Genomic DNA, 22727 nt, shown 5'->3' on the forward strand with positions numbered 1-22727 from the left:
CTCGCCGCGCCGCCGTCGCGAACTAGACTCGTACGGTCATGGCATCCACCTCCCGAAACCGCAGGATGACCGGCATCGGCCGCGTCCTCGTCGTCGTCTACGCGATCATGGCGCTCGCCGCCACCGGCCGGTCGTTCGTGCAGATCGTCCGCGAGTTCTCGGACGCGCCCCTGGCCTACAGCCTGTCGGCGCTGGCCGCGGTCGTCTACATCCTGGCCACCCTCGCGCTGGTGTTCTCGGGACGCCCGGGGTGGTACCGCGTCGCCTGGATCGCGATCGGGTTCGAGCTGGTGGGCGTGCTCGTCGTCGGCACGCTCAGCATCGTGCTGCCGTCGCTGTTCCAGCACCCGACCGTCTGGTCGCTCTACGGCATCGGCTACGTCTTCATCCCGCTGGTCCTGCCGTTCCTCGGCCTGTGGTGGCTCGTGCGCCACCGGAACCTCGCGTCATGATCGTCTTCCTCGACCCGTCCGAGGTGCCCGCGGACTTCGGCCCGTCCGTCGTGGCCATCGGCAAGTTCGACGGCGTGCACACCGGCCACCGCGCCGTCATCGACCGGGCGCGCGTGGACGCCTCCGACGGCGCGCGCGTCGTCGCCGTCACGTTCGACCGCAACCCGCTCAGCGTGCTGCGCCCCGACCGCTGTCCCCCCGATGTCATCGGCCCGCACCAGAAGCTCGACCTCCTCGAGCGGGCGGGCGTGGATGCCACCCTCCTCCTCACCTTCGACGAGGTCCTCGCGGCCGAGCCGGCCGAGGTGTTCGTCCGCCGGGTCCTCGTCGACGCCCTCGGGGCGCGGACGGTGCTGGTGGGGCGGGACTTCCGCTTCGGCGCCGGCGGAGCGGGGGACCCGGATTTGCTGGAGCGCCTCGGCGCCGCGCACGGCTTCCGCGTCGACGTCGTCGACGACATCCGCGCCGTGCACGCCGACCGCCGCGTGTCGTCCACGTGGATCCGCGAGGCCCTCGCCGCCGGCGACATCGCCACGGCCACCAAGCTGCTCGGTCGCTCTCCGTCGGTGTGGGGCGAGGTCGTGCACGGCCTGAAGCGCGGCCGCGAGCTCGGCTACCCGACCGCGAACCTGTCGTCCGAGCTGGAGGGCTTCGTGCCCGCCGACGGCGTCTACGCGGGCTGGCTGGTGGATGCCGACGGCGGCCGCCGCATCAGCTACCCCGCCGCGATCAGCGTCGGCACCAATCCGACCTTCGACGACGTGCACGCCCGGCAGGTCGAGGCGTTCGTGCTGGACGAGACGGGGCTGAACCTCTACGGGCACCACGTCGAGGTGAGGTTCGTCGAGCGTGTGCGGGAGATGACCGCGTTCGACGGCATCGATGCGCTGCTGACGCAGATGGCGCTCGACGTCGACCGGGTGCGCGCCGTCCTGCGCTGACCCGCGTCGCCGGCGGGGGTGCGCCGGGGGCGGGCGGTGCGTCGGGGGCAGGGCGGTTCGGCGGCGATGTGCCTGTCGCGGGTGCGTTGCCTGTTGCGGGTGCGGGCGGTGGCATCCCGGGTCCGCTGCGCCGGGGGCAGGCGCGGGCTCAGCGCAGGGCGCGTTCCTCGCGCCGGTTCCGGATGCCGACGAAGGCGGCGACCCCGCCCAGCGCGAGGAGCACGGCGGTGACGACGGCGGCGCGGTGGAAACCCTCGAGATCGAGGGAGCCGCCCACCACGGTGGACACGGCCGCGATCGCCAGCAGCCCCGCCACCCGCGAGACGGCGTTGTTGACGGCCGAGGCGATGCCCGACCGTTCGGACTCGATCGCACCGAGGACCGCGGCCGTGAGGGGGGAGACGGTCATGGTGAGGCCGAGGCCGGAGACGACGACGCCGGGGAGCACCTGCGTCCAGTAGTCGAAGTCCTCGCGCACGCTCAGCAGCAGCAGCGCGCCGACCGCCATGACGAGGGGGCCGACCGTCATGAACAGGCGCGGTCCGAAGCGTCCGGCCAGCGCGCCCATCCGCGAGCTCAGCGCGATCATGAGGAGCGTGCTCGGCACCGAGGCGAGTCCCGCGAGCGTGGCGGACAGGCCCGCGCCTTGCTGCAGGTACACGCTGACGACGAACCCGTTCAGCGACAGCGCCGCATAGACGAACACGGTGGCGAGATTGCCGGCCCAGAAGTTGCGCGCGCGGAAGAGATCCAGCGGCATGAGGGGGTCGCGTCCACGGTGCTGGCGGACGAGGAACCCGGTGAACGACAGGATGCCGATCGCGAGCGGCATCCAGATGGCGGGGGACGACCAGCCCAGCACGGACTGCTCGATGAGCGCGAACACGATCCCGCCGAGGCCCACCGCGCAGAGCACCGCGCCGAGGACGTCCACGCGCGCGTCCGGACGGCGGTGGTCGGCCGGGGGCACACGGGTCAGGAGCCACATCGTGACGGCGACCGGGACGACGTTGACGAGGAACACGAGCCGCCACGACAGCAGGTCCACGAACACGCCGCCGATGAGCGGACCCGCGACCATGGCCACGGTCGTGGCCCCGGTCCAGATGCCGATCGCCCGCGCCTGCGCCGCGCCGCGGAACGTGGAGGTGATGAGCGCGAGCGAGCTCGGGACCAGCAGGGCCCCGGCCACGCCCTGCAGGGCCCGCGCCACGATGAGGAACTCCGGGCCCGGTGCCGCGGCGATCGCGACCGACGTCGCCGCGAAGCCCAGGAGTCCGATGCGCAGCACGAGCACGCGGCCGAGGACGTCGCTCAGCGACCCGGCCACGAGGATGAAGGCGCCGAGGGTCACGAGGTAGGCGTCGACGACCCACTGCTGCGTCGACAGGCCGCCGCCGAGATCCTCCGCGATGGCGGGGAGGGCGACGGTCACGACCGTGCCGTCGAGGAACGACACGAACGAGGCCAGCACCGCGACCGCGAGGACGATGCGCTGCTCGCGTGTCATCGTCTCGGCCACCCGTTCACTGTACGGGCGGTCCGCGGGGTGCGGACGGGGGTGGACAGCCTGGCCCTCGGGTCCGTCGGGCGGCGGGCCGACGCCGCCTCCGGAATACCCCCAGGGGGTATCGTGGTTCCCATACGCGTGACCGGAGGAGGAGCGATGAGCGACCACACCGACGCCGCACGGACCGCCGAGGCGGTGCTCGACATCGAGGGGATGACCTGCGCGAGCTGCGTCGCCCGAGTCGAGAAGAAGCTCCGCCGCGTGGACGGCGTCGACGCGGCCGTGAACCTCGCGACCGAGACGGCGCGCGTGCGATACCCCTCCGACCTCGACACGGCGCGGCTCGTCGACGCCGTCCGCGCGGCCGGGTACGACGCGCGCGTCCGCACGCGCGGAGTCGCCACGACCTCCCGGAGCGGCTCGGGTGCGGGCGAGGGGTCCGTGGCATCCGTCTTGGGCGCGGCCGCCGGGCACGACGCCCCCGCGGTCGACACCGACGCCGCCGGGGCGCCTCACGCCGCGTCCGCCGGCCACGCCGTACAGGCGGGCCACGACGCCCCCGCCGGCCACGACGGCCCCGCCTTGCACGACGCCGCCGCCGGCCACGTCCACGACGTCGCTGACGCGCCCGGTGCCACGACGCTGCGGACGCGCCTGCTCGTCTCGGCCGCGCTGTCGCTGCCGGTCGTGCTGCTGGGCATGGTCCCGCCGTGGCAGTTCCCCGGGTGGCAGTGGGTGTCGCTCGCGCTCGCGACCCCGGTGGTGCTGTGGGGCGGCTGGCCCTTCCACCGGGCGACCCTGCGCAACGCGCGACACGGCGCCGCCACGATGGACACCCTCATCACCCTCGGCACCTTCGCCGCGTACCTCTGGAGCGTCTGGGCGCTCGTCTTCGGCACGGCCGGCCGTATCGGCCTGCAGCACGAGGTCATGCTCTTCGGGCCGGTGCACGACGCGACCGCGGTCGTCTACTTCGAGGTCGCCACGGCGGTGACGACCTTCCTTCTGCTCGGCCGCGTCATCGAGCAGCGCTCCACCCGCACCGCCGGCGCCGCCTTGCGGGCCCTGCTCGACCTCGGGGTGCGCGACGTGGAGCTCGCGGACGGCCGGCGCATCGACGTCGACGAGCTCGCGGTCGGGGATGTGTTCGTCGTACGCCCGGGGGCGACCGTGGCGACGGACGGCGTCGTCGTGGAGGGCGCGGCCAGCGTCGACGAGAGCATGCTGACGGGGGAGTCCCTCCCGGTCGAGGTGACGGCCGGGTCCACCGTCACCGGCGGCACCATCGCCGCCGGCGGCCGTCTGGTGGTCCGCGCGACGGGTGTCGGCGAGGACACGCGTCTCGCCCGCATCGCGCGCCTCGTCGAGGACGCGCAGCTCGGCAAGAGCCGTGTGCAGCGGCTCGCCGACCGCGTCTCGGCGATCTTCGTCCCGATCGTCATCCTCCTGGCCGTGCTCACCCTCGGCGCCTGGCTGCTGGCCGGGCAGCCCGTCGCCGCCGGCTTCACCGCGGCCGTCGCCGTGCTGATCATCGCCTGCCCCTGCGCCCTCGGACTGGCCACCCCGATCGCGATCCTCGTCGGCACCGGACGCGGCGCGCAGCTCGGCGTGCTCGTCACCGGGCCCGAGGCGCTGGAGTCCGCCGAGCGCATCGACACGATCGTCCTCGACAAGACCGGCACCCTCACCTCCGGCCGCATGAGCGTCACCGCCGTCGTCCCCGTCGAGGGGATGGATGCCACCACCGTCCTGCACCGCGTGGCGGCGGTCGAGCGCGGGTCGGAGCACCCCGTCGCCCACGCGATCGTCGCGGCCGCGGGCGCGGGCCCCGTCGCCCGCGACCTGGAGGCCCTGCCCGGACGCGGCGTCGTCGGGACCGTGGACGGCGTCCGCGTGTTCGCCGGGCGCCCCGCGCTCGCCGCGGAGCGGGGCGCGTCGCTGCCCGCCGAGCTGAAAGCTGCCGTCGCCGCGGGGGAGGAGCGGGGGACCGTGGTCGTCGTCGGATGGGCCGACGCCGACGGTGTCGACCGGGCGCGTGCGGTGATCGAGATCGCCGACACCGTCCGGCCGGAGAGCGCGAAGACCGTCGCCCGCCTCCGCGAGATGGGGCTCGAGCCCGTGCTCCTCACCGGCGACAACCCCCGCATCGCGGGCGTCGTCGCCGCCGAGCTGGGGATCACCGCCGTCCGCGCGGGCGTGCTGCCCGAGGGTAAGGTGGACGAGATCTCGCGGCTCCGGGCCGAGGGGCGGACCGTCGCGATGGTCGGCGACGGCGTCAACGACGCCGCGGCCCTCGCCACGGCGGACCTCGGCATCGCGATGGGCGGCGGGACGGACGCGGCGCTGCACGCCAGCGACATCGCGCTCATGCGCGACGACCCCCGCGGCGTCGTCACCGCCGTGGCCCTCAGCCGCCGCACGATGCGCGTCATCCGCGGCAACCTGTTCTGGGCCTTCGCCTACAACGTCGCCGCCCTCCCGCTGGCCGCGCTCGGGTTCCTCAACCCGATGCTGGCGGGCGCCGCGATGGCCTTCTCGAGCGTGTTCGTCGTCCTGAACAGCCTGCGCCTGCGACGCGCCCGCTGACACCCCGGGGGTCGCCGCGGCCGGGCGTTAGGGTCGAGACGACCCCGGAGGTGTCATGTCCCCCCTCAGCCGTGTCCTCGTCGCCGCTTCCGCCGCCGCGACGCTGACCCTCGCCCTGTCCGCCTGCGTCCCCGAGCCGGAGCCGGGCGCGGAGCCGACCCCGACGGCATCCACTTCGTCCTCCTCGGCGGCGCCCGCCGAGACCTCGGCCGCCAGCCCGACGCCGTCCGCCACCCCGACGACCGCGGCACCGGCGTCGTGCGACGAGATCTACTCGGACGCGATGCGCGCGACGCTGGAGGAGCAGAACCCGCCGCTGAACGACCCCGGGGTGACCCTGCTCTCGACCGAGCAGGCGCCGCTCCTGGAGCTGCTGGACGCCGTGCCCACCCTGCGGTGCTCCTGGGGCACGCCGAGCGAGCGGGGTCTCGCGACGAACGTGTCGATCGTGGATGCCGCTCAGGCGACGACCATCCGCGACACCCTGACGTCCACGGGGTTCGGGTGCGAGGACAGCGGCGACGCCACCGTCTGCCGGATCGAGCAGCGCGGGGTCTCGCTGGACGACGTCCCCTACGAGCGCGGCGAGGTGCAGGCGCTCCGTGGGGACGTGTGGGTGTCCACGTCGTGGATCAACTTCGACCCCGAGGGGTACACCGAGGACATCCTCGCCACCGTGGCGGAGTGACCACCGCGCGGAACCGCTAGAATGGGTGGCGATCCCGTCATCGTTCCCGCGTGAGCCGCCCTTCCGGCGCCATCAGCCCGCGGCAGTTCCTCGGGGTCACGCATTCACCGGCTTCGGCCGGACGTCCCGGACCCTGTCCGCAAGGACACGCTCAGGAGGAGCATGCCGACCACGGCGACCGCCGCTCGAGGTTCGACCCAGCGGCGCAGGAAGTCCTCGTCATCCCGTCGTGACGACGAGGCCCCCGTCATCCCCATCCTCGCGCGCAAGGTGCGCGAGGTCGAAGCCAAGGCCCAGCGCGGAAAGCTCGGGCCGACCAACCGCGTCAAGTTCCAGGTGATCGCCTTCCTCGTCCGCGAGGAGCGCGCCCGCGTCAAGGCGGACGGCGAGCTCACCGACGCCGCGCGCGCCGAGCTGCTCAAGCGGCTCGACGGCGTCGCGACGATCCTCGCCAAGACCGCCGCGCGCGACACCTCGCTCATCCAGCTGCTCGAGGTGGACCAGGCCACGTCGCCGGTGGCTCGGCGCATGCGCCGCGACTGGCTCCTCGAGGCGGGGGCCGAGCTGCCGCCGGACGAGCTCATCATCACCGACACCGCGCCCGCCGCGGCGACGACCGTCGTGCCGGCCGCGCTGGCCGAGCGCCAGGTCGTGCCGCCGTCGATCGAGGCGCGGCAGATGGCCAACCCCTTCCTGCCGCCCGACCTCACGCCGCGCGCGACCGGGGACGCCCCGCGTCGTCGCCTCGACGGCTGGGAGCTGATGGGGCCGCTGTACAAGGCGTTCGAGACCGGCGCCGGCGGGTCGGCGGCCAGCATGGAGCTGCCTCCCGTCCCCGAGTTCGACCGGCTCTCGCCGCGCGGGCTCGAGGTCATGCCGCACCAGTCGCGCTTCCTCGAGGCCGTCCGCCAGGGCCACCGCTCGTTCCTGCTGGCCGACGAGCCGGGACTCGGCAAGACCGCCGAGTCGGTGCTCGCGGCATCCGTCGCCGACGCGTACCCGCTGCTCGTCGTGGTACCCAACGTCGTGAAGATGAACTGGGCGCGCGAGGTGCAGCGCTGGACGCCGCACCGCCGGGCCACCGTCATCTCCGGCGGCGGAGCCGACATCGACGCGTTCGCCGACGTGTTCATCGTCAACTACGAGATCCTCGACCGGCACCTCTCCTGGCTGTCGTCCATCGGTCTCAAGGGTGTCGTCGTCGACGAGGCACACTTCATCAAGAACCTCACGTCGCAGCGTTCGCAGAACGTGCTCGCCCTGGCATCCCGGGTCCGTCAGCAGACCCGCGATCCGCTCATGCTCGCCCTCACGGGGACGCCGCTGATCAACGACGTCGAGGACTTCGACGCGATCTGGCGCTTCCTCGGGTGGACGAACGGCGAGAAGCCCGGCCCCGAGCTGATGGAGAAGCTGGATGCCACCGGCCTGACCCCCGCGGACAAGGCCTTCTACCCCGAGGCGCGCGAGGCCGTCATCTCGATGGGCATCGTCCGCCGTAAGAAGAAGGACGTCGCCGCCGACCTGCCCGACAAGCTCGTCGCCGACCTCCCCGTCGAGCTGGACGACGAGTTCGGCCGGTCCATCCGGCAGGCCGAGCGCGAGCTCGGTGCGCGTCTGGCCGCGAAGTACCGGCGCATCATCGAGGCGCGCGGCGACCGGGGCCTGGCCCCCGGCGAGGTGGACGACGACATCGTGCGCCTGGTCGCGCACGGCGAGCTCGAGGAGTCCAAGGCCGCCGGCACCGGGTCCGAGAACGTCTTCACGATGGTCCGCCGCATCGGTCAGGCCAAGGCGCAGCTCGCCGCGGACTACGCCGTGCAGCTGCAGCGGTCGGTCGGCAAGGTCGTGTTCTTCGCCAAGCACATCGACGTCATGGATGCCGCCGAGGCCCACTTCAAGGCATCCGGTCTCCGTGCGGTCTCGGTGCGCGGCGAGCAGACCTCGACCGCCCGCCAGGCCGCCATCGACGCGTTCAACACCGACCCCGGCGTCGGCATCGCGGTGTGCTCGCTCACCGCCGCCGGCGTGGGATTGAACATGCAGGCCGCCTCGAACGTGGTGCTCGCCGAGCTGTCGTGGACGGCGGCCGAGCAGACGCAGGCCATCGACCGCGTGCACCGCATCGGTCAGGAGGAGCCGGTCACCGCGTGGCGCATCATCGCCGCGCACACGATCGACACGAAGATCGCGGAGCTCATCGACTCCAAGGAGGGGCTCGCCCAGCGTGCCCTCGACGGCCAGGCGGTCGAGCCCGGTTCCAGCGACTCGGTGCAGCTGTCCGCGCTCATGCACCTGCTGCGCCAGGCGCTCGGCGCCGCCTGACGCGCACCGCATCGAACGCCCCGGGGTCACCGCCCCGGGGCGTTCGTCGTTCGGTCGCGGCCGGGAACCGTTCTGTGGGCGGGTCGTTCGGCGACGTGCCTCCGAGGCAGTCCTGCGGCGGCGTGGCGCCGCCCTGCGCCGTCATGCGGCGGGCCGCCCTGTGCCGTCCTGCGGACTCGAGCGGCGGTGCGCCCGGGCGGCGGCTCGGTCGGACGGCGTGTCGGGTGCGGACTCCGCGGGACGGCCGCGGCCGGAGAGGACCGGGGACGCGAGCCGGTGGCATCCATCCCCTTCCCGCCGTGTCGCACCGGACTCGCCCGCGGCGATAGGGTCATAGACGGCAACGGCGCCGCCCCCTCACCCGAACCACAGCGAGGAATCCAGCCAATGAAGATCGGCATCCTTACCAGCGGCGGCGACTGCCCCGGGCTCAACGCGGTCATCCGCGGTGTCGTGCTCAAGGGGACCACGAACTACGACATCGAGTTCGTCGGCATCCGCGACGGCTGGCGCGGCGTCGTGGACGGCGACTTCTTCCCGCTCACCCGCCACGAGGTGAAGGGCCTGTCCAAAGTCGGCGGCACGATCCTCGGCACGAGCCGAACGAACCCCTACGAGGGGACCCGCGGCGGCGCAGAGAACATCTCGAAGACCATGTACGGCCACCGCATCGACGGCATCCTCGCCATCGGCGGCGAGGGCACGCTGGCCGCGGCCGACCGCCTGTCCAAGGACGGCATCAACGTCCTCGGCGTCCCGAAGACGATCGACAACGACCTGCGCGCGACCGACTACTCGTTCGGCTTCGACACTGCCGTCAACATCGCGACGGATGCCATGGACCGTCTGCGCACCACCGGCGACTCGCACCAGCGCTGCATGGTCGCCGAGGTCATGGGCCGTCACGTCGGCTGGATCGCCCTGCACGCCGGCATCGCCGCGGGCGCGCACGTCATCTGCATCCCCGAGGTGCCCATGTCGATCGAGGAGATCGTCGAGCAGGTCACCCGCGCGCACGACCGCGGCCGCGCGCCCCTCGTCGTGGTGTCCGAGGGCTTCAAGCTCACGGGCATGGACGAGGCGTTCAGCGACAAGGGCCTCGACGCCTTCAACCGCCCCCGCCTCGGCGGCATCGGCGAGATGCTCGCGCCCGAGATCGAGCGGCTGACCGGCATCGAGACCCGCGCCACCGTGCTCGGTCACATCCAGCGCGGTGGCTCGCCGTCGGGCTTCGACCGCGTCCTGGCGACGCGTCTCGGACTGCACGCCGCCGACGCCCTGCACGAGGGGGCGTGGGGCCAGATGGTCGCGATGCGCGGCACCGACATCGTGCGCGTGCCCTTCGCCGACGCCCTCGGCGAGCTGAACACCGTGCCGCTATACCGCTACGAGGAGGCCGCCGCCCTCTTCGGCTGACCCCCGCCTCGACACGCCCCGTCCGCCTCGCGCGGGCGGGGCGTGTCGCAGGTCGGCGCTCAGATCGCGGGCGCGTCCCAGGTCGGTCCCTCCGTCATGCGCATGTCCCACTTTGTGCAGTTCTGGGAGCCAGAATCTGCACAAAGTGGGACACGCTCGCTGGGCTGAAGGAGAGGTCAGCGCTTCCGTCGCTACCGTGTCCCACTTTGTGCAGCGCGAGGCACTGGAGTTCGCACATCGTGGGACACGGTCAGCCGGACCACCCCGCACGCCGGAGGGCGTCGCGGACCTTCTGGACGGCCCGCCGCCCCCCGCCCCGCATGTGATGGGACAGGATGCGCACGTGATCCCATCCGCATGCGCGGATGGCATCCCACCGGTCGGCGTCGCGTGCGAACTGCCGCAGGTCCTCCGCGTGGACGCGTCCGTCGTACTCGGTGGCGACCTTCCAAAGCGGATACGCCAGGTCGAGCTCGGCGACGAACCTCCCCGCGACATCGCGCAGGATCCAGGAGATCTCCGGCTCGGGCAGACCGTTGCGAACGAGCAGCAGTCGCAGATGCGTCTCGGAAGCCGAGCGAGGCCCGTGACGGCTCAGCGAGAGAGCGCGCCGAAGTGCGTGCCGACGGGTGTCGCCCATCATCTCGATCTCTGCACGGAGATCGTCCGCATCGATGACAGGGCGCATCTCCGTCAGGAGGAAATCCGCCGCAGCGACCAGGTCATCGATCTCCCACAGCGACGCACTTTGCCGCCATGCACGCACGGGATCTTCCACCGGCCAGCCTTCCGGGGTATGCCACAGAGTCGGCTCGCGGGTCTGCAGCCGATGCCCGTGGATGCCGGGAACGCGCGGCTCGCGTCGGGGGCGGTGAGCCGAGACGTGCAGACCCACGACATGTGGAGGTCGCGGGACCGGCGCTCCGAGCAGAGCCAGCGCGGTCTCGTGGCTGAAGAACTGTCCCTTGCGGAGCCGGGGTGCGTACTCGGCGGCTCGAGCTCGAAGGTCCCTGCGCCCGGGCGGCGGTGCGGACGAACGGATTCCGCTGTGGGGGGACCGCAGTCCGACATGGCGCAGCGCGAAACGTGAGCGGCCGTGAGCCATGGCATCCCGAACGGAGAAGATCTGCGGCACATCGGACATCGGTCGAGTCTGACGGCCGGGAGACGACGGACCGCGGGCGGAACCCTCGATTGCGGACGGTGACGCCGTCCCGCCTGCCGGGGAGAAGAGATGGGGCAGACACCCGCGAGGCGTGTCCCACTTTGTGCGACTCAGGAGGCTGAATCCTGCACGAATTGGGACATGCCGGGAGGGAGGCGCCGGTGCGGCGTGGTGGGGCGGACGCCCGCGGGGCGTGTCCCACTTTGTGCGACTCAGGAGGCTGAATCCTGCACAAAGTGGGACATGCCGGGAGAGGGGACGGTGGTGGGGCGGACGCCCGCGGGGCGTGTCCCACTTTGTGCGGCTCAGGAGGCTGAAACCTGCACAAAGTGGGACATGCCGGGAGAGGGGAGGGAGGGCTAGTCCGCCAGGCCGAGCACGTCGAGCAGCCAGGCCAGCTCGAACGCCCGCTCGTGCCAGGAGTTGTAGCGGCCGCTGACGCCGCCGTGCCCGGCCACCATCTCGCACTTCAGCAGCGCGTCCGCGCCGACCTCGCGCAGGCGCGCGACCCACTTCGCCGGCTCGACGTACATCACGCGGGTGTCGTTCAGCGAGGTGACGGCGAGGATCCGCGGGTAGGCCGCGTCGGAGCGGACGTTCTCGTACGGCGTGTACGACTTCATGTACGCGTACACCTCGGCGTCGTGGAGCGGGTCGCCCCACTCGTCCCACTCGATGACCGTGAGGGGCAGCGACGGGTCAAGGATCGTGGTCAGGGCGTCCACGAACGGCACGCTCGCCAGCACCCCCGCGAACAGCTCCGGCGCGAGGTTCGCGACGGCGCCCATGAGCAGGCCGCCCGCGCTGCCGCCCTCGGCGACGAGGCGGTCCGGCGTCGTGTACCCCGCGGTGACGAGGTGCCGCGCGACGGCGACGAAGTCGGTGAAGCTGTTCCGCTTGGCGAGGATCTTGCCGTCCTCGTACCACTGGCGCCCCATCTCGCCGCCGCCGCGGACGTGGGCCACCGCGAAGACGACGCCGCGGTCCAGCATCGACAGGCGTGCGACCGAGAAGCCCGGGTCGATGGAGTGCTCGTAGGAGCCGTAGCCGTAGAGGTGGACGGGCCGCGGCGCGTCGCCGGGCTCGCCGAACGAGCGCTTCCACACGAGCGACACCGGCACCTGCGTGCCGTCGTCGGCGGTCGCCCAGACGCGGGCCTGGCCGTAGTCCTCCGGGTCATAGCCGCCGAGCACCGGCTGGCGCTTGCGCAGCAGCAGCTCGCCCGTGGCGATCTCGTAGTCGAACACCGTCCCGGGCGTGACGAACGAGCCGTAGCCGAGCCGCAGCAGCGGCGGCGCCCACTCGCTGTTCGAGGACTCCCCGACGGTGTAGAGCGGCTCGTCGAAGGTGATCTCGGAGACGGAGCCGTCCTCGTACGACAGCAGACCGAGGCGCTCGAGCCCTCCGCTGCGGTAGCCGACGACCCCCCAGTCGCGGAACGTGTCGACGCCCAGCAGGCGCTCGCCGCCGCGGTGGGGGATGACGACCTCGCGGGCGCCCTGCGGATCCGCGGCGGACACCTTCACCAGCTCGAAGTCGAGCGCACCGTCGTTGTGCAGCACGTAGAGCACGTCCTCGCCGTCCACGACGGCGTGGGAGGCCGAGTACTCCACGCCTTCGCGCCGCGGCCACACGGGACGGGGCGGCTGCCGGAGGTCGGCGGCATCCACGAGGAGCTCCTCCGACGTGATGGACGAGCCGACCTCGATCACGAGGTACTTGTCGCTGCGGGTGAAGCCGGCCCCGACCCAGTAGCGCTCGTCCGGCTCGTGGAACAGCTTCGTGTCGTCCGTCACGGGCGTGCCGAGCTCGTGCAGCCAGACGGTGTCGGGGCGCCAGGCGTCGTCGACGGTCGTGTAGACGATGAAACGGGCGTCGGGGGAGAAGCTCGCGCCCGAGAACGTGCCGGGGATGACGTCGGGGAGGTTCTCGCCGGTGCGCAGGTCGCGCACGCGCAGGGTGTACCGCTCGTCGCCGGCGACGTCCACGCCGTAGAGCAGCAGGGTGCCGTCGTCGCTGACGTTGTAGCTGCCGAGCGAGAAGAACTCCTGGCCCTCGGCCTCGACGTTGGCGTCGAGGAGGACCTGCTCGCCGGGGACGGGCTCGTCGGGGACGAGCTCCGGGGGCGTCCAGTCCTCGGGGGATGCCAAGGGCGCACGGCACTGGATCCCGTACTGCGCCCCCGCGACGGTCCGGCCGTAGTACCACCAGTCTCCGCGGCGCGTGGGCACCGACAGGTCCGTCTCGAGGGTCCGGCCCTTGATCTCGGTGAAGATCGTCTCGCGCAGCCCCGCCAGGTGGGCGGTGCGCTCGCGCGTGTACGCGTTCTCGGCCTCGAGGTGGGACGTGACGTCCGCGTCGTCCTTCGCCCGGAACCACTCGTACGGGTCGTGGAAGGTGTCCCCGTGATGCGTGCGCGCGACGGGGCGGCGGTCGGCGACGGGCGGGACGGGACGTGCGTCGGTGTCGGTCACCCCTCCACGCTAACGCTCCGCCGCGCGCCGGGGCGGTGCGGATCACGGATGCCGCCGGCTCGGTCCTCCGCCGGTCCGGTGTCGCGCCCGCGTCCGGTTTGACCGCGGTGGGGCACGGTGCGAGGATGACTGCGCGACCGTCGGTGAACGAGGGTCGAACGTCAGGTGAACTCTTCGTTCGTCGCGCCGATCCCGTCGGCATCCCTTCCCCCTCCCTCACGGAAAGCGAACGGTGGAGAGCGCAGCCCTCGTCATCGTGCTGGTCATCGCGCTGGCACTCTTCTTCGATTTCACCAACGGATTCCACGACACCGCGAACGCGATGGCCACGCCCATCGCCACGGGCGCGTTGAAGCCGAAGGTCGCGGTCCTGCTGGCGGCGTGCCTGAACCTCGTGGGCGCGTTCCTGTCGACGGAGGTGGCCAAGACCATCTCCGGCGGCATGATCCGCGAAGACCAGATCTCGGCGGACATCTTCCCGTCGATCATCTTCGCCGGGCTCATCGGCGCGATCACGTGGAACATGCTGACGTGGCTGCTGGGCCTGCCGTCCAGCTCCTCGCACGCCCTGTTCGGCGGTCTCATCGGGGCGACGCTCGTCGGCGTCGGCGCGATGGCGATCGACGCGGGCGTCGTGCTCAGCAAGGTCATCCTCCCCGCGCTCATCGCCCCGCTGACGGCCGGCATCATCGCCTTCACGGTGACGAAGATCGCCTACGGCGTGACGCGTCGCTACGACATGAAGGCGGACGGACGCGACGGCTTCCGGTGGGGGCAGATCTTCACCTCGTCGCTCGTGGCCCTCGCGCACGGCACGAACGACGCCCAGAAGACGATGGGCGTCATCACCCTCGCGCTCATCACGGTCGGCTGGCAGTCGTCGTCGAACCCGGACCCGCAGCTGTGGGTGATCTTCGCCTGCGCGATCACCATCGCGCTCGGCACGTACATGGGCGGGTGGCGCATCATCCGCACGCTCGGCAAGGGTCTGACCGACGTCAAGCCGGCGCAGGGATTCTCGGCCGAGACCTCGACCGCCGCGACGATCCTCGCCTCGAGCGCCCTCGGCTTCGCGCTGTCGACGACCCAGGTGGCATCCGGTTCCGTCATCGGCTCGGGGCTCGGGCGCCGCGGCTCGACCGTCCGCTGGAACACCGTCGGACGCATCATGATCGGCTGGGTTCTCACCCTGCCCGCCGCGGGCGCGGTCGGTGCCGCCGCCGCGCTCATCGTCGTCTGGCTCGGCGGCTGGGGCGTCGCCGTCGACGCCGTCATCGCCGTCGCCGTGATCCTCGGCCTCTTCCTGCGCTCGCGGCGCGACGAGGTCACCTCGGCCAACGCGATGAGCGAGGTGGCCGACTCGGGCGCCGCGGTCAAGGTGCCGCGCAAGCCCGGACCGACGTGGCGGCAGCGCCGCGTCGAGCGCCAGGCGGCCGGACGCGGGGGAGAGGGCGACGCATGATCATCGACTGGGAGGCCTTCCTGCACGTCTTCGTCGCGGCGCTCGTCGGCGCCGTGGTCGTCGTCGGGTTCTACGCGCTGGGGCTGCGGCTGCTGGTCCGCGGCGGGCGCCCGCCCGTCGTCGCCCCGGCGGAGTTCACGGATGCCATCACGGTGCTCACCGACAAGCAACAGCGCCGCGCGACGAAGGCGGCGGCCAAGGCCGCGGCGAAGAACCCGCTGAGCGAGGAGCAGAAGCGCCTGTCGCTGATCGGGGCGTTCGCGTGCTTCGGCGTGTGCGCGGCGGCGGTGCTCGGCGCGCTGCTGCTCATCCTGTTCAACCACTGACCCCTCGGACCCCCCGGCCTAGGCTGTGGCCATGGCATCCGTGCAGTTCGGTCAGCACGCGCCCGCCGCGCGCGTGATCCTCCACCTCAGCGACACGCACCTGCTCGGCGGCGACCGTCTCCTCGGCGACCGGTACGACTCGGCGCGGCACCTGCAGCGGACGCTAGACGCCGCCGAGGCGACGGGGGTGCGACCGGATGCCGTGGTCTTCACCGGCGATCTGACCGACCTCGGCGAGCCCGAGGCCTACCGCGCGCTTCGCGACGCCGTGGAGCCGTGGGCCGCGCGCCTGGGCGCTCCCGTGGTCTGGGTCGCGGGCAACCACGACGAGCGGCCCGCGCTGCGGCAGGGGCTGCTCGACGCCGAGCCCACCGAGGAGCCGGTGACCGGCGTCTGGGACCTCGGGGGGCTGCGACTCATCGCGCTCGACTCCACGGTTCCCGGCTGGCACCACGGGGACCTGGACGCGTCCCAGCTCACGTGGCTGCGCGACGTCCTGGCCGAGCCGGCGCCCTTCGGGACCCTCCTCGCGCTGCACCACCCGCCCCTTCCGACGCACATCCCCTTCTTCGACATCCTGGAGCTCCGCGATCAGCCGGGGCTGGCGGCCGCCATCGCGGGTAGCGACGTCCGCGGCATCCTGGCGGGGCACCTGCACTACTCCACGTCGGGCACGTTCGCCGGCATCCCGGTGAGCGTCGCCGCCGCGTCCTGCTACACGATGGACCTCGCGCGCCCGGCGGACGAGGTGAACGGGATGGATGCCGGACGGTCGTTCCATCTCGTGCACGTGTGGGAGGACACGGTGACGCACGCCGTCGTCCCGGTCGTCGACGCGGAGGGGTCGGACTACTTCTCGCCGGAGTGGGTCGCGCGCATGGCGGCGATGTCGCCGGCGGAGCGGCTCGAGGCGTTCTCGCGCAAGCGCTGACGCGGCCCGGCGCGGTGACGCTGTCCGGCTCCGCACCGCCGCTCCTGGTGCCCGCCCGACGGCATCCGAGGATGTACGGCGTGGACGGTGCCGATCGGGCGACCGGCCGCAGCGGCCAGCGACCCCGGATGCCGCTGTCGTTAGGCTCGGGACGACCCTGACAGCCGTGACGACACCCCACGAGGACACCGAATGGCACTGGACGCGATGACGCGCACCCGCACCGAGACCGACTCCCTGGGATCCCTCGAGATCCCGGCCGACGCGTACTGGGGGATCCACACCGCGCGGGCGCAGGAGAACTTCCCGATCGCGAAGCGGCCGATCTCGGTCTATCCCGACCTCGTGCGCGCGCTGGCCATGGTGAAGCAGGCATCCGCTCGGGCCAACGCGGAGATCGGCGTGCTCGACCACGACAAGGCCGTCCTCATCGACCGCGCCGCGCAGCGCGTCATCGACGGGGAGTTCCACGACGAGTTCACCGTCGGCGTCATCCAGGGCGGGGCGGGCACCTCGACCAACATGAACGCCAACGAGGTCATCACGAACATCGCCCTCGAGATGGCCGGGCGGGAGAAGGGCGACTACGCGTTCCTCTCGCCGATCGACGACACCAACCGCAGCCAGTCCACGAACGACGTGTACCCGACGGCGATCAAGGTGGGGCTCTCGCTGACCCTGGTCAGCCTGCTCGAGGAGCTGCGCCTGCTGCGCCAGTCCTTCCTCGACAAGGCGGGCGAGTTCCACGACGTGCTCAAGGTGGGCCGGACCCAGCTTCAGGATGCCGTGCCGATGACCCTCGGACAGGAGTTCCACGGGTTCGCCACGACCCTCGGCGAGGACTACAACCGCCTCACCGAGAACGCCTATCTCCTCTACGAGATCAACATGGGCGCGACGGCCATCGGCACGGGCATCACCGCGCACGCCGGCTACAGCAAGGCGGTGCTCCGCCACCTGCGGGAGATCACCGGGCTCGACCTCGAGACGGCGACGGACCTCGTCGAGTCCACGAGCGACACCGGGTCCTTCATGTCGTTCTCGTCGACGCTCAAGCGCAACGCGATCAAGCTGTCGAAGATCTGCAACGACCTCCGCCTGCTCTCCAGCGGCCCGCAGGCCGGTCTCGGCGAGATCAACCTGCCGCCGCGTCAGGCCGGCTCCAGCATCATGCCGGGCAAGGTGAACCCCGTCATCCCCGAGGTGGTGAACCAGGTCGCCTTCGCCGTGGCCGGCGCGGACACCACCGTGACGATGGCCGTCGAGGGCGGCCAGCTGCAGCTGAACGCCTTCGAGCCCGTCATCGCGCACTCGATCTTCCAGTCCATCACCTGGATGCGGCAGGCGATGTGGACCCTGCGGGTCAACTGCGTCGACGGCATCACCGCCAACCGCGAGCGGCTCGGCGCGATGGTGGGCTCATCGGTCGGCGTCGTGACCGCCCTGACGCCGTTCATCGGCTACGCGGCATCCGCGGCCCTCGCCAAGACCGCGCTGCTGACGCACCGCAACGTCGCCGACCTGGTGGTCGAGGCGGGACTGATGTCGCGCGACGAGGTGACGAAGCAGCTGTCGCCGATGCGGCTGTCGGGCCTGCAGGCGATCACCGAGGCGATCCCGATCGTCCGCGCCGCCGACAGCGTCGTCGAGGAGGACTGAGGCGCATCGGCGCCGCCCGCGGTGTCGGCACCCCGCTCCGGCCGGAGCCGGTGCGGGTGACCGGCTCGCGCCGCCCTCAGTCGAGGATGCGGCAGTGCGTCGTGAGCTCGCCGATGCCGTCGATGCCGACCGTGACGGTCGAGCGGTCGCGCAGGAAGATCTGCGGGTCGCGCGAGTAGCCGGCGCCCCCGGGGCTGCCGGTCGAGATGAGCGTGCCGGGCAGCAGCGTCGCCGACTCGGACAGCCGTGCGATGAGGGTCCGCACCGAGCGGACCATCTGACCGGTCGAGGCGTCCTGCACGGTGTGCCCGTCGACGACGGTCCAGATGTGGAGGTCCTGCGGGTCCGGGATCTCGTCCGCGGTCACCACGAAGGGGCCGGTGGGGGTGAACCCGTCGAAGGACTTGCAGCGGGACCACTGCGCCTCCGAGAACTGGATGTTGCGCGCCGTGATGTCGTTGACCACGGTGTAGCCCCACACGTGCTCCAGCGCGTCCTCCTCGGACACGTCGCGGCCGGGGCGCCCGATGATCACGCCGAGCTCGGCCTCGTAGTCCACCGCCTCGCTGAGCGAGCGCGGCCACGATGTCGTCGCGCCGTGGGCGGTGAGCGAGTTGGGCCAGAGCACGAACACCGTCGGGCCCGCGTCGGTCTTCAGCCCCAGCTCGCCGGAGTGGGCGGCGTAGTTCAGCCCCACCGCGAGGATCGACGGGGGAGCGAGCACAGCCGAGGCGAACTCCACGCCGGACAGGGGATGCCGCTCGCTCGTGGCCGCGGCATCCCGGACCCGGTCCAGCAGCTCGTCGCCGCCGGCGATCAGGGCCTCGAGGGTGGCCGGCGCGCCGTCGAAGAGCTCGTCGACGAAGGTGAGCTCCTCGCCGTGGACGCTGACGAGTCGAGGGGCTTTCGCCGCCTCCCGGGGACGGACGTGGGCGAAACGCATGCCTCCACGCTATCGCGAACGGTCCGGGCCCCCGGGCGCGCAAGCCCCGGAAGCCCCGGTGTCGAACGACCCTAGGCTGAGCGCATGAGCTACCCCTCCCCGCTGTGGCAGCCCGGCGCGGGGGAACCGGCCCGCATCTCGGACGCGCCGCGCCCCCCGGCCTCGGCGGCCCCGCCGCGCCCCCGCCGGTCCGGTCTCGCGCTCTGGATCGTCGCCGCGCTTCTGCTGCCGGTGCTCGGGGTGCTCGTCGTGTACTTCCTGCGCTTCCTCGGGCCGGCCGCCTCGATCGTCGGTCTCGTGCTCGCGGCGGTGCCCTTCGCCGTCGTGTGGTTCGCGGTCCGTCTGATCGACCGATGGGAGCCCGAGCCGCGTCGGCTCCTCCTCTTCGCCGTCCTGTGGGGCGCCGTGGCATCCGTCGCCTTCGCCCTCGGCGTCGACCTCGTCCTGCAGCTGACGGTCGGCGGGCTCGGCGCTCCGGTCAGCTCGGTCATCCAGGCCCCCATCGTCGAGGAGGTCGGCAAGGGCCTCGGGCTCCTGCTGCTGTACGCCGCCGCGCGCCGCTCGTTCGACGGACCCGTGGACGGCATCGTCTACGGCGCGCTCATCGGGGCCGGCTTCGCCTTCACCGAGAACATCCAGTACTTCGCGATCAGCTTCATCGAGGGTGGCGCCGTGCAGGTGAGCACGACGTTCTTCCTGCGCGCGATCCTGTCGCCGTTCGCGCACGTCATGTTCACGAGCCTCATCGGCTTCGCCTTCGGACTCGCCGCGCGCCGGTCGCTCTCCACCGGCGCGGCGCTGCGCTACGGCCTCGTCGGCCTCCTCGGGGCCATCGTGCTGCACGGGCTCTGGAACGGCTCCGCCGTCCTCTTCGACTTCTTCGAGCTCTACGCCACCCTGCAGGTGCCGCTCTTCGTGCTCTTCGTCCTCGGCATCCTGGTCCTCCGCCGAGAGGAGGCGCGACTCACCCGCGCACGGCTGGGCGAGTACGCCGCGGCCGGGTGGTTCACGCCGCAGGAGGTCGACATGCTCGCCACCGGCGCGGGGCGTCGCTCGGCGCTCGCGTGGGCGCGCACCCTGCCGGGGGACCGGACGGCGGCCATGAAGCAGTTCATCGTGGATGCCACGGCTCTCGCGGCCGCGCGCCAGCGCTCGCTGTCCGGTCGGGATGCGCAGGCGCCCGCCGAGGAGCGCCGGCTGCTGGAGCGGACCGGCGCCGCGCGGGCGACGCTGCTCGCCCGCTGAGGCCCGGGCGCACTCCGACCGGCTCTTGACACTCCTCGGAGACAGGAGCACCATCGAAGAAGACCAGCTCAGCGCCCGGGAGACACGCAGGCATCGCCGCGGCACCGGGCGCTGAGTCTTTGTCCAGGGGGGTTCGAGCCCTCGCCGGGGCGTGCTTGGATGGTCCCATGACTGATCGCACCAAGCCGGAGTTCGACGCTCCGACCGGCCCCGCCCCCTCCGACCTCGTCGTCCGCGACATCATCGTCGGCGACGGCGACGAGGCCAAGCCCGGCGACACCGTCGAGGTGCACTACGCCGGTGTCGAGTACGAGTCCGGCGAGGAGTTCGACTCCTCGTGGGGCCGCGGCGAGAGCATCCAGTTCCCGCTGCGCGGCCTGATCCAGGGCTGGCAGGACGGCATCCCGGGCATGAAGGTCGGCGGGCGCCGCGAGCTCGTCATCCCGCCGCACCTGGCCTACGGCCCCGCCGGCGGCCACTTCCTCGGCGGCAAGACCCTCATCTTCATCATCGACCTGCTCAAGGTCGGCTGACCCGTCGTCATCTGACGTTCACGAACCCGAGGAGGATCCGTACCCCCTCGGGTTCGTGTTTTCCTCGATCGTGGAATACATTCGTGTGAATGGGAGTTTGATCCTCCCAGGACGCCGACACGGCTCCCGAGACCTCAAGGAGTGACATGACCGACACCACCACCCTCGACATCCCCGGTTACAAGGCCGGCACCTGGGTCCTCGACCCGGCCCACAGCGAGGTCACCTTCTCGGTGCGCCACATGATGATCTCGAAGGTGCGCGGCACCTTCGGCATGAAGAGCGCGACGATCGTCGCCCCCGAGAACCCCCTCGAGGCCACCGTCGAGGCGTCCGTCGACGTCACCTCGGTCGACACCAAGGACGAGGGTCGCGACCAGCACCTGCGTTCCGCCGAGTTCTTCGACGTCGAGACCTACCCGACCATGGACTTCCGCTCGACCGGTGTCCGCGTCGAGGACGGCGACTTCCTCGTCGACGGCGACCTGACCATCCGCGGCATCACCAAGCCCGCGACCTTCTCGCTCGACTTCGGCGGCTTCGGCACCGACCCGTGGGGCAACTACAAGGCCGGCGCCACCGCCAAGACGGTCGTGAACCGCGAGGACTTCGACCTCACCTGGAACGCCGCGCTCGAGACCGGCGGCGTGCTCGTCGGCAAGGACGTCACCATCGAGCTCGACCTGCAGCTCGCCCACCAGGCCTGAGCCTGATCTCGAAGGTCCCGGATGCCATGGCATCCGGGACCTTCGTCGTATCCGGTGTCGGGTGGGGGAGGAGATGCGGGGAAGGGAGGGGCTTCCGCCGGTCGGGGGTCCTCCGTTCGCGACATGTCCTCCCGCCGCGGACGGCGGCCGGTGTCGGGCGGGGGAGGTGATGCGGCGAGGGGAGGGGCTTTCGCCGGTCGGGGGTCCTCCCTTCGCGACATGTCCTCCCGCCGCCGACGGCGCCCGGTGTCGGGTGGGGGAGGGATGCGGGGAAGGGAGGGGCTTCCGCCGGTCGGGGGTCCTCCCTTCACGACATCTCCTCCCGTCGCGGACGGCGCCCGGTGTCGGGCGGGGGAGGAGATGCGGGGAAGGGAGGGGCTTCCGCCGGTCAGGGGTCCTCCCTTCGACGACATGTCCTCCCGCCGCGGACGGCGCCGCGTCAGGCGGGGACGCGGAACCGCAGCCGCTCCTGGACGAGCAGGATGCCGGCGAAGACGATGACCGCACCGACGGGCTCGTTCCAGGTCAGCCGCTCGCCGAGCACGACGATGCCCAGCGCGACGCCCACCACCGGCGTGATGTACGTGACGGTCGACGCGCGCGTCGGTCCCCATGCCCGCAGGGTGTTCTGGTTCCACACGTAGGCGACGCCGGTCCCCAGCACGCCCAGCGCGATCACGCTGAGCACGACGGCGGGGGTGAGGTCCATCGGCTCGGCCAGGATCAGCGGCGACAGCAGCAGCATGAACGCCGCCGCCGGGGCGATGTAGCCGAACGCGAAGACGGTGCCCGACAGCCCGCTGTCCCCGAGGAAGCGCCGCATGTACGCGAGGCTGAAGCCGTAGCAGGCGGTCGCCCCGAGGAGGGCGATCTGCGCGATCGTGCTCTCGGCGACCGCGGCGGCGGTGCCCGGGGCGATGATGACGACCACTCCGGCGATGCCGACTCCGATCCCGGCGAGCTGTCCGCGCCGCAGCCGCTCCACGCGGAACACGGCCCACGCCAGGATCGCCGTCATGATGGGCGTCGTCGCATTGAAGATGCTCGCCAGGCCCGACGGCACATGCTGCTGCGCCCAGGCGAACAGCAGGTAGGGCACGACGCAGAAGGACGCGGCGAGGACGCACAGGTGCGCCCAGGTGCGCGGAGCGCGCGGCATCCGCTCCCTCTTGAGAAGGACGATCGCCCCCAGCGCGAGCGCCCCGAACAGCAGCCGTCCGCCCGCCACCTGCGCGGGGGAGAGCCCGGTCAAGGCGATCGCGATGAGAAGGAAGCTCGACCCCCACACGAGGCCGGTGAGGACGAACTGCACGGCCACGGAGGCGGACGACGGAGACGAGGGGGATGCCACGGTCCCGACGATA

At 71.9% G+C, this 22727-nt stretch carries 18 protein-coding genes; 13 read left to right on the top strand and 5 right to left on the bottom strand.

The features are described 5' to 3' along the window. The first annotated feature begins 38 nt into the window (after positions 1 to 38). Together MRBLMI1_RS09240 and MRBLMI1_RS09245 are read left to right on the top strand one after the other, a co-directional pair. Positions 39 to 452 (top strand): hypothetical protein, encoded by a 414-nt coding sequence (locus tag MRBLMI1_RS09240; protein ID WP_367730400.1) that lies wholly within the window; start codon positions 39 to 41, stop codon positions 450 to 452. Further along, positions 449 to 1393 (top strand): bifunctional riboflavin kinase/FAD synthetase, encoded by a 945-nt coding sequence (locus tag MRBLMI1_RS09245; protein ID WP_367730402.1) that lies wholly within the window; start codon positions 449 to 451, stop codon positions 1391 to 1393. The genes MRBLMI1_RS09240 and MRBLMI1_RS09245 overlap by 4 nt, the downstream gene beginning before the upstream one ends. Before the next feature lie 148 nt (positions 1394 to 1541). On the opposite strand, the gene MRBLMI1_RS09250 is transcribed toward MRBLMI1_RS09245, so the two are convergent. Further along, complete coding sequence (locus MRBLMI1_RS09250) at positions 1542 to 2903, bottom strand: MFS transporter (RefSeq protein ID WP_367730970.1); 1362 nt, start codon at positions 2901 to 2903, stop codon at positions 1542 to 1544. A gap of 156 nt (positions 2904 to 3059) precedes the next feature. Here MRBLMI1_RS09250 and MRBLMI1_RS09255 point away from each other — a divergent pair, with 156 nt between their 5' ends. From MRBLMI1_RS09255 to MRBLMI1_RS09270, 4 genes are all read left to right on the top strand, one after another. Continuing rightward, on the top strand, positions 3060 to 5489 hold the full coding sequence (locus MRBLMI1_RS09255; RefSeq protein WP_367730404.1) for a heavy metal translocating P-type ATPase: 2430 nt from the start codon (positions 3060 to 3062) through the stop codon (positions 5487 to 5489). A 55-nt stretch (positions 5490 to 5544) separates the two neighbouring features. Further along, positions 5545 to 6177, top strand: a complete 633-nt coding sequence (locus tag MRBLMI1_RS09260) for a hypothetical protein (protein ID WP_367730406.1) — start codon at positions 5545 to 5547, stop codon at positions 6175 to 6177. 162 nt (positions 6178 to 6339) lie between these two features. Next, the gene (locus tag MRBLMI1_RS09265; protein ID WP_367730408.1) at positions 6340 to 8502 is read left to right on the top strand and encodes a DEAD/DEAH box helicase; all 2163 of its coding nucleotides are present in this window, start codon (positions 6340 to 6342) and stop codon (positions 8500 to 8502) included. Positions 8503 to 8889: 387 nt separating this feature from the next. Next, a complete protein-coding gene (locus MRBLMI1_RS09270) occupies positions 8890 to 9918 on the top strand; it encodes a 6-phosphofructokinase (RefSeq protein ID WP_367730410.1) in 1029 nt (342 codons plus the stop codon). Positions 9919 to 10168: 250 nt separating this feature from the next. Here MRBLMI1_RS09270 and MRBLMI1_RS09275 read toward each other — a convergent pair whose 3' ends face one another. Further along, on the bottom strand, positions 10169 to 11062 hold the full coding sequence (locus MRBLMI1_RS09275) for a hypothetical protein (RefSeq protein ID WP_367730412.1): 894 nt from the start codon (positions 11060 to 11062) through the stop codon (positions 10169 to 10171). A gap of 380 nt (positions 11063 to 11442) precedes the next feature. Next, positions 11443 to 13557 (bottom strand): S9 family peptidase, encoded by a 2115-nt coding sequence (locus MRBLMI1_RS09280; RefSeq protein ID WP_367730414.1) that lies wholly within the window; start codon positions 13555 to 13557, stop codon positions 11443 to 11445. A gap of 232 nt (positions 13558 to 13789) precedes the next feature. Between MRBLMI1_RS09280 and MRBLMI1_RS09285 the strand changes: the two genes are divergently transcribed. The 4 genes from MRBLMI1_RS09285 (at position 13790) to MRBLMI1_RS09300 (ending at position 17935) form a co-directional block, all read left to right on the top strand. After that, positions 13790 to 15019 carry an inorganic phosphate transporter gene (locus tag MRBLMI1_RS09285; RefSeq protein WP_367730416.1) on the top strand — a complete coding sequence of 410 codons (1230 nt, stop codon included), beginning with the start codon at positions 13790 to 13792 and terminating at the stop codon, positions 15017 to 15019. Next, positions 15016 to 15345 (top strand): peptidase, encoded by a 330-nt coding sequence (locus MRBLMI1_RS09290; RefSeq protein ID WP_367730418.1) that lies wholly within the window; start codon positions 15016 to 15018, stop codon positions 15343 to 15345. The genes MRBLMI1_RS09285 and MRBLMI1_RS09290 overlap by 4 nt, the downstream gene beginning before the upstream one ends. Positions 15346 to 15376: 31 nt before the next feature. Further along, on the top strand, positions 15377 to 16276 hold the full coding sequence (locus MRBLMI1_RS09295; protein ID WP_367730420.1) for a phosphodiesterase: 900 nt from the start codon (positions 15377 to 15379) through the stop codon (positions 16274 to 16276). Positions 16277 to 16468: 192 nt separating this feature from the next. After that, complete coding sequence (locus MRBLMI1_RS09300; protein ID WP_367730422.1) at positions 16469 to 17935, top strand: aspartate ammonia-lyase; 1467 nt, start codon at positions 16469 to 16471, stop codon at positions 17933 to 17935. 76 nt (positions 17936 to 18011) lie between these two features. Here MRBLMI1_RS09300 and MRBLMI1_RS09305 read toward each other — a convergent pair whose 3' ends face one another. Further along, a complete protein-coding gene (locus MRBLMI1_RS09305; RefSeq protein WP_367730424.1) occupies positions 18012 to 18878 on the bottom strand; it encodes a fumarylacetoacetate hydrolase family protein in 867 nt (288 codons plus the stop codon). 84 nt (positions 18879 to 18962) lie between these two features. Between MRBLMI1_RS09305 and MRBLMI1_RS09310 the strand changes: the two genes are divergently transcribed. The 3 genes from MRBLMI1_RS09310 (at position 18963) to MRBLMI1_RS09320 (ending at position 21363) form a co-directional block, all read left to right on the top strand. Further along, a complete protein-coding gene (locus MRBLMI1_RS09310) occupies positions 18963 to 20123 on the top strand; it encodes a PrsW family intramembrane metalloprotease (RefSeq protein ID WP_367730426.1) in 1161 nt (386 codons plus the stop codon). Between the two features lie 167 nt (positions 20124 to 20290). Next, positions 20291 to 20656, top strand: a complete 366-nt coding sequence (locus MRBLMI1_RS09315) for an FKBP-type peptidyl-prolyl cis-trans isomerase (RefSeq protein ID WP_367730428.1) — start codon at positions 20291 to 20293, stop codon at positions 20654 to 20656. Between the two features lie 146 nt (positions 20657 to 20802). Beyond that, complete coding sequence (locus MRBLMI1_RS09320; protein WP_367730430.1) at positions 20803 to 21363, top strand: YceI family protein; 561 nt, start codon at positions 20803 to 20805, stop codon at positions 21361 to 21363. A gap of 439 nt (positions 21364 to 21802) precedes the next feature. Here the strand turns inward: MRBLMI1_RS09320 and MRBLMI1_RS09325 are convergent, their stop codons facing one another. Beyond that, positions 21803 to 22714, bottom strand: coding sequence for a DMT family transporter (locus MRBLMI1_RS09325; RefSeq protein ID WP_367730473.1), 912 nt, complete (start codon positions 22712 to 22714; stop codon positions 21803 to 21805). Between the last annotated feature and the right edge of the window lie 13 nt (positions 22715 to 22727).

Source organism: Microbacterium sp. LMI1-1-1.1 (assembly GCF_040815675.1).
Classification (GTDB): Bacteria; Actinomycetota; Actinomycetes; order Actinomycetales; family Microbacteriaceae; genus Microbacterium.

Coding starts and splice junctions, on each gene's coding strand:
- MRBLMI1_RS09240 (WP_367730400.1), top strand. CDS start 39: ATGGCATCCACCTCCCGAAACCGCAGGATGACCGGCATCGGCCGCGTC.
- MRBLMI1_RS09245 (WP_367730402.1), top strand. CDS start 449: ATGATCGTCTTCCTCGACCCGTCCGAGGTGCCCGCGGACTTCGGCCCG.
- MRBLMI1_RS09250 (WP_367730970.1), bottom strand. CDS start 2,903: ATGACACGCGAGCAGCGCATCGTCCTCGCGGTCGCGGTGCTGGCCTCG.
- MRBLMI1_RS09255 (WP_367730404.1), top strand. CDS start 3,060: ATGAGCGACCACACCGACGCCGCACGGACCGCCGAGGCGGTGCTCGAC.
- MRBLMI1_RS09260 (WP_367730406.1), top strand. CDS start 5,545: ATGTCCCCCCTCAGCCGTGTCCTCGTCGCCGCTTCCGCCGCCGCGACG.
- MRBLMI1_RS09265 (WP_367730408.1), top strand. CDS start 6,340: ATGCCGACCACGGCGACCGCCGCTCGAGGTTCGACCCAGCGGCGCAGG.
- MRBLMI1_RS09270 (WP_367730410.1), top strand. CDS start 8,890: ATGAAGATCGGCATCCTTACCAGCGGCGGCGACTGCCCCGGGCTCAAC.
- MRBLMI1_RS09275 (WP_367730412.1), bottom strand. CDS start 11,062: ATGTCCGATGTGCCGCAGATCTTCTCCGTTCGGGATGCCATGGCTCAC.
- MRBLMI1_RS09290 (WP_367730418.1), top strand. CDS start 15,016: ATGATCATCGACTGGGAGGCCTTCCTGCACGTCTTCGTCGCGGCGCTC.
- MRBLMI1_RS09295 (WP_367730420.1), top strand. CDS start 15,377: ATGGCATCCGTGCAGTTCGGTCAGCACGCGCCCGCCGCGCGCGTGATC.
- MRBLMI1_RS09300 (WP_367730422.1), top strand. CDS start 16,469: ATGGCACTGGACGCGATGACGCGCACCCGCACCGAGACCGACTCCCTG.
- MRBLMI1_RS09305 (WP_367730424.1), bottom strand. CDS start 18,878: ATGCGTTTCGCCCACGTCCGTCCCCGGGAGGCGGCGAAAGCCCCTCGA.
- MRBLMI1_RS09310 (WP_367730426.1), top strand. CDS start 18,963: ATGAGCTACCCCTCCCCGCTGTGGCAGCCCGGCGCGGGGGAACCGGCC.
- MRBLMI1_RS09315 (WP_367730428.1), top strand. CDS start 20,291: ATGACTGATCGCACCAAGCCGGAGTTCGACGCTCCGACCGGCCCCGCC.
- MRBLMI1_RS09320 (WP_367730430.1), top strand. CDS start 20,803: ATGACCGACACCACCACCCTCGACATCCCCGGTTACAAGGCCGGCACC.